This is a genomic window from Segatella copri (genome assembly GCF_009495355.1).
GTDB lineage: Bacteria > Bacteroidota > Bacteroidia > Bacteroidales > Bacteroidaceae > Prevotella.
Genome location: NZ_VZAD01000031.1, coordinates 1 through 6,302, shown reverse-complemented (window position 1 = coordinate 6,302; position 6,302 = coordinate 1). Strand labels below are relative to the sequence as shown.

Genomic DNA, 6,302 nt, shown 5'->3' with positions numbered 1-6,302 from the left:
GAAAAACATTATGGCAGTGCGCAGGAGGTGGCAAGCCAACGCTTCGCTCTTCCTGTAGGGCATTATCAGATTCTGGCTGCCACCAACCTTATAGAACCGTTTTTTATCGGTGAGGCTACAAGGGCAACCCTCAATATGAACCAACTCATGTTTGGATTGTCCAATCCAAGTGCCTCTCCCGACCATGCCTATTATGGTGTCACGGACATCGGTATAGACAAATCAAATGTCAACTACATAACCAAAAATGAAATGCGACATATACTTGCAGAATTGACCATCTTCATTGAAGGAGTTCCTGACAATTTTGCAATGATAGGCAAGGTTCTGAATGTGGCAACCGGACTCCTTCCCCTGCAAAAGAATGAGGATGGAACATTTGGGACGGCAAGCTATACCAAGGAAGAGTGTGATATACCTTTGAGAATCGCAGTGCCTGGCGAAACTTTAAAAACGGAAACATTACGCTTGATGCCGACAGCCAACGGTTTTCATACCACCAAGTTGTTTATCCAACTGATTTCTCCTGGGGGAGTAGTTAGCAACTACGACATCGAAGCTCCTGTCATGAAGTCTGGCGGCAAGTACAAGATAAACTTGGAATTTGAGGAGATGAAACCTTACATGTATCTTACGAGCACGAAGATAGATGATTGGACTGAGGAATGGATATACCGTGGTGAGATTCTGAATCCTGAAGATTAAGCGACCCTCTCATTTAAGCAAGAATCAAAACAAGAATATAAACATAAAATAGTAAAAGACAATGAAAAAGAAGACTTATCTCTTTGCCCTGATGGCAATGGTCTTGACATTGGGAAGTTGTTCTGACAACGAGAATGGTATCGGAGGCGAGACCTCCAAGTATATCACCGTTTCTACCAGTATCGGCAATATGACACGTGTTGCCACAGATGCGAAAGGCGGTCAAACCTTTGAGGAGGGTGATGAAATCAGTGTGTATGCCTGGACAGGTGCCCCAACTGTAGCCCCTGAGACAAGCGAACGAGTGGTGAACAACGCTATCAACAAGTTGACTAACGGTACATGGGTATCCACTCCACAGATGCTTTGGAAGAACAACCGTGAGAAGCATTATTTCATCGGTGTCTATCCTACAGCAGCAATATCCGACCTTTCTGCCGGAGAATATACATTCGATGTAAATAAGCAAACGGAAAGCGACCTCTTGGTGGCAGTCAACCCAGACGGCTTATCCTACAGTGCCGATGCCCAACAGACAGTACCTCTTACCTTTACCCATGTAATGGCAAAACTTGCTGTGAACCTTACCTATAAGAATCAATGGGGTGGCATACCAACTGTAGAGAAAGTGGTTGTGGGCAATGCGGCAAAAGAGGCAACCATCAATTATCTGACAAAGGTTGTTACTCCTTCCACTACAGCAAAGGAAGATTTCTCGCTTCCTGAGATTACTGAAAACACCAAGTATGTTTCTGTCATTATTCCACAGGAAGATGTCAAGCAACTCACCATTGTCATCGGTGGCAAGAATTTCGTTTATGATAACGGCACACCTTTCAAGTTAGAGAGCGGTAAGATTACTACAGTCAATCTGGAAGTGGGACGTGACGAGATAAAACTCGGAGATGTTAAAATTACTAATTGGGAGGATGGCAGCACATTCAGCGGCGAGGCTCTCAACTAACATAGTACAACAATTAAATACATATACAGAATGAAAGCAATTAAATTATTCACAATGGCAGCTTTGGCAACGGCAGTTTTTGCCAGCTGCTCCAACGATGAGGATTTGGCACAGAGCAGTTATCCTGCGGATAATGTGGTACGAGTTACAACAAATGTAGAGGATATAACTACACGTGCATTTCACACCACAAATACTCTTGATGAATTCGCTTTTTGCATTGGCAATGCTAATAATATCAAGTATTCCTATAACAACATCATGATGACAAAAGAGGGAACTAATTGGAATCCTTCTGTTCAGATGCTTTGGCAGAACTCAACTCAGCCTGTCGATATCATGGCTTATGCCCCATTCGACTCAAATGGAAATACGGAAACAATGATTAAAGTAAAAAAATATCCAGTTTCTGTTGGTACGCAACAGATGGCGGGTACTTACGAGTCTGACTTCCTTGTATATAAGAAAACGGGGTTTGTGCCAGAAAAGGATTTGACAAATGGTGCAGTTGACATAACTTTTACTCATGCCCTCAGTTTGCTGAACATAAAAATTGAGTTCGGCACTGATTTTAATACCACGACTCCTTTGGCAGCTAATCCGATAAATAATATAAATATCGGAGGAAGCATCAATAAGGGGTTTGCAGATTTGTCAGCAGATCCTATCACTGTGGCAGTAGATGCAACCTGTGCTCCTGTCTTGATAGAACCTGAGCTTGGGGAATTCACAGCAGCAGCCAACAATGATGCCCATGCAATTGCAAATTATTCAGCTATCCTTATACCGCAAACTATTACTGAAGGATTTAGGGTAGAGTTTGAAATAAACGGCAAGATTTATGTGTGGAGAGCTCCTGAAAATGTGACTGCGACATTAGAAGCTGGTAAAAAACATCTGCTGACCCTTACTGTAGGTAAGGATTTCGTAAAAGCTGGCAGCATGCAGGCAAGCCCTTGGGTAGAAGGGACTGGTGCAACTTTAGAAACAGAATAAGAAACAGAATAAGTAACAGAATAAAAAGCGAAGAATATGAAAATTTCAAAATATTTAGGAACCTTTGCATTACTCGCAATGCTTGCTGCTTGCTCTACAGAAGATGAGCAGGTTCGCTTTGCAGGAGATGAGGTAAAAGTAAATGCAACCATTGGTGGCGAGAGCGTTTTTACCAGAAGTAATCCCATTGGCAGTACAGAAGAACAGAGTGTTTTTCAAGATTTTGACCAAATTGGAATTAGCGTGAATGGTGGTGCCACTCATAAGTATGAAATGAAAAATGGAGTTTGGGGAGTAGCCGAATCCGAAGTTCCAATAAAATGGGAATCCGAAGCTACAGATTTCAAGGCGTTTTATCCGTATTCTTATAATAATGTCAACAATAGTTTTGACAACGGACAAATCTGTACAGAACAGAACACAAAGGAAGGATTAGCTCTTTCTGACTACATGAAAGCTAGGAAGACATATGAAAACGTACCAGAAAACCGTCAGCTCGATTTGGAATTCAAGCGCCAGACGGCACGTGTCGTTATCGATATAGAAAATTCGACTTTCATGAATGAGTTTGACCAACCATATGTAGCTGAGATAAATATATATTCTCAATTACAGCTACCGGCAACTCAAGGCGCAGATGTTTCTGCTATAAAAGCATATAAGGTGGATGACTCTAACCCAAAGAGTTCTTGGGTGGCTCTGGTTGCTCCAAATGCAGAAGACGCGAACAAAGATTTTATATGCATAAGTGTACAGGAAAACGGTACTGGAACGCCTAAAGCATACTCTATTAAAGGCATTCCAAATCTTGAAAGCGGTATGAGCTATACCTATAAATTAAAGATTGGTAAGGATAAAGCCATAATAGATAATGTTACAGTGACAGATTGGAAAGAAGGAACGGCAATACCTGGTGGCGAGGCTTCTTTGGTAACGGAAGAGAGTGTAAGAGAATCGGTCGCTAAGCAATTGGAAAACGGCAATGATGTGGAGTTAACTTTACCTTCCAATGCGTCGTTAGGTCTTTTTGAGGCCATAAAGACTGCCTTAAAAGATAAAGGTGTTCCAAAAAGTTCTGTCGATATTACCTTAAAAGGTGTTATGAGAATTCCTCAAAAAGCTTTTGGTAATTTACCAGAAGGCGTTGCTCCATGGTTTAACGTAGTTCGCTTGCCAGACGCTACCATTATTGAAGATTATGCTTTTCAAGGCAGTACATTGACGGCAATATATGCTCCAAAAGTCGAAGAGATTAATTTTCGTGCTTTCTACCTATGCCACCAGCTTGAAATTGTAGATATGCGAAAGGCATCAAGGATAAAATACAGGGCATTTGAACAATGTAGCCTCTTAAAGAGGGTCCGTTTCGGGGCACTAAGTTCAGTTGGACTAGAACAAGAAGAAGGTATGGGAGGTATATTTGACTGGTGTCAAACCGACTTTATTGACCTGACATTGTCTTCACGACAATCTATGATGCGGCTTCGTTCTACAGAGGAAGCAACGTATGAATGGGTTCCAGCTGGACTAAGCTATTGGGACACAGAAGACTACAAACGCACAACGTTTCTTCTCTATACATTTCATAAAATCATTTGTGCAGACGATTAATAAACTCCTAAGCTGGGCAGGAGTATAAGGTGTCCAGTAAACATATATTCACCCGCACTTCACGGGAAACGACAAGGGTCTATATGCCACGGTGAGAGGTGGGCGTATAGACCCTTTTTGCAATATTATACTTCCTTCCAATCAACCAGTCCCTTTCCCATATCATCCAGTTCTATGGCAAGGGCAATCACCTTGCGCTTATCAGCCTTGAAAGGTTCGGCATACTGCTTGGCTTTCATCTGCTCTTCGGCAGCATCCACACCACCATTGTTGCTCAGCTTCAGCTCCAGTACATAGATGAAGTTGGTGGTTTCCACCACCATATCTATTCTGCCCGTAGCAATCATCTTTTCTACTTCTACCCTGCAACCGATGGCATTGAAGATGGTGCTCAGAATCAGGCGGTAGCGCTCCTCCATATCCATGCTGGCAAGTTTCTTGTTGCTGTAAGGCACGTCAGCAATAAGCGCCTTCAGGCATTTCATGGCTTCGGGAAGATTGCCAAGGCTGAGGTGAACATTCAGAAATGCCTGAGTAGATTGAAGGTCATTATTCTTGCGCATGGCAAGCGTTGGCAACACGATTTCATTCAAGGCTTGCCGAACCTCGAAGTTAGGAATGCCAAGAAGATAAGTTCCGTTTATGTAACCCTTAATCGTGAGATAGCCCGACTGATAGAGGAACAGCTCTGCTCCACCGCCTGTTACGTCAGAAGTTTCTATGATTGTGTCCAACAGGGCACTATGATCAAAATCCTTCAAACGAATCTCCATGTCATCCACAAACTTTGGAAGCAACGAGGTTGCACCCGATGAAGCCCAGTAGTTCTTCAAGTCAGAATCTGCCAAGGCATTGATAAGACTGAATGGATTGAATACATCCACCATATTGCGGCGGCTGAAATGATAGCCGTCATAATATGCCGTCAGCTTCGCTACAGCTTCATCGAATGTCCAGTTTTCGTATTCTGCCAATTTATTGATTTCCGGCTTAAAATCGCGCAGCACCTCTTCTTTCGTAATACCACAGATGGCTGCATATTCCGGCTCAAAGCTGATATTGCTCAGATTATTGAGTACAGAGAAGAGAGAAATCTGCGTAAACTTGGTGATGCCGGTGATGAAGACAAACTTCTCGTATTTATCATCTGCCTTGAGAATGGCAAAAACCTCTCTATAAATAGAGGTACATGCTTCGTGGTGAGGAGTTTTCCAGGAATGCTGCAATGGAGAATCGTATTCGTCAATGAGAATGGCAACCTGCAGGCCGGTTTGCTTATATGCCCCCACAATTATTGCATTGAAGCGGTCGGCAAGACTATCTGCAGGGTCAGGAACCAATGAATATTCTCCTTCGTATTCTCTGAAAATATTATTGAGATAAGAGCGCAAAGTTTCCGGTTCTGCGCCCGCACGACTCATATCCAGTCTGATGACAGGTCGCTTCACCCATTCCGTCTCCAGCTGCATGATCTTCAGCCCCTCGAAGAGTTCCTTCTTTCCCATGAAGTAGGCTTCAAGTGTATCGACCAGCACAGATTTACCAAAGCGGCGTGGGCGGCTCAGGTAATTATACTTTTTATTTCTGTTGGCAAGTTGCCAGATGATATCTGTCTTGTCAACATAAAGGTATCCTTCTTTTCTAATTACATCAAAAGACTGGATGCCTACAGGCAATCTTCTATCGTTTGTCTCTATCATAATTCCTGTCTTTATATGAACTTTTCCGCAAAATTACGGTTTAATTTTCATATCAGCAAGAGATTTCGGGGAAAAGTTACTGAAATAGTTGGGGATTCTCTTGCCGCACGCATCTTTACCGAATCTTCAAGACAAAAGAAGACTGTTCTCCTACAGAATGGAGAGACTTCCACTCTACAGATGCAGCACAAAATGACTCAAATTGAGCATAACCATTTTTTCGTAAAGTACCAAAGAAAAAGCAAAATTTTCTACAAAAAACAGCCAAAAAGGTGTCGCATTCCTACGAAGTAGACACCTAAAACATAGGAAGTAGACACCTGAAC

At 42.6% G+C, this 6,302-nt stretch carries 5 protein-coding genes; 4 read left to right on the top strand and 1 reads right to left on the bottom strand.

Features of this window, described 5'->3' with window-relative positions:
* The 4 genes from F7D20_RS03235 to F7D20_RS03220 form a co-directional block, all read left to right on the top strand.
* Positions 1 to 705 (top strand): FimB/Mfa2 family fimbrial subunit (locus F7D20_RS03235; RefSeq protein ID WP_158462826.1); only part of this gene is annotated, 705 nt, incomplete at its 5' end.
* Positions 706 to 766: 61 nt separating this feature from the next.
* Positions 767 to 1,669, top strand: a complete 903-nt coding sequence (locus F7D20_RS03230; protein WP_158462825.1) for a fimbrillin family protein — start codon at positions 767 to 769, stop codon at positions 1,667 to 1,669.
* 30 nt (positions 1,670 to 1,699) lie between these two features.
* Positions 1,700 to 2,665 (top strand): fimbrillin family protein, encoded by a 966-nt coding sequence (locus F7D20_RS03225; protein ID WP_158462824.1) that lies wholly within the window; start codon positions 1,700 to 1,702, stop codon positions 2,663 to 2,665.
* A gap of 36 nt (positions 2,666 to 2,701) precedes the next feature.
* Positions 2,702 to 4,276, top strand: a complete 1,575-nt coding sequence (locus F7D20_RS03220; protein WP_158462823.1) for a fimbrillin family protein — start codon at positions 2,702 to 2,704, stop codon at positions 4,274 to 4,276.
* A gap of 125 nt (positions 4,277 to 4,401) precedes the next feature.
* Here F7D20_RS03220 and F7D20_RS03215 read toward each other — a convergent pair whose 3' ends face one another.
* A complete protein-coding gene (locus tag F7D20_RS03215; RefSeq protein ID WP_158462822.1) occupies positions 4,402 to 5,976 on the bottom strand; it encodes an ATP-binding protein in 1,575 nt (524 codons plus the stop codon).
* Positions 5,977 to 6,302: the final 326 nt, after the last annotated feature.

Coding starts and splice junctions, on each gene's coding strand:
- F7D20_RS03230 (WP_158462825.1), top strand. CDS start 767: ATGAAAAAGAAGACTTATCTCTTTGCCCTGATGGCAATGGTCTTGACA.
- F7D20_RS03225 (WP_158462824.1), top strand. CDS start 1,700: ATGAAAGCAATTAAATTATTCACAATGGCAGCTTTGGCAACGGCAGTT.
- F7D20_RS03220 (WP_158462823.1), top strand. CDS start 2,702: ATGAAAATTTCAAAATATTTAGGAACCTTTGCATTACTCGCAATGCTT.
- F7D20_RS03215 (WP_158462822.1), bottom strand. CDS start 5,976: ATGATAGAGACAAACGATAGAAGATTGCCTGTAGGCATCCAGTCTTTT.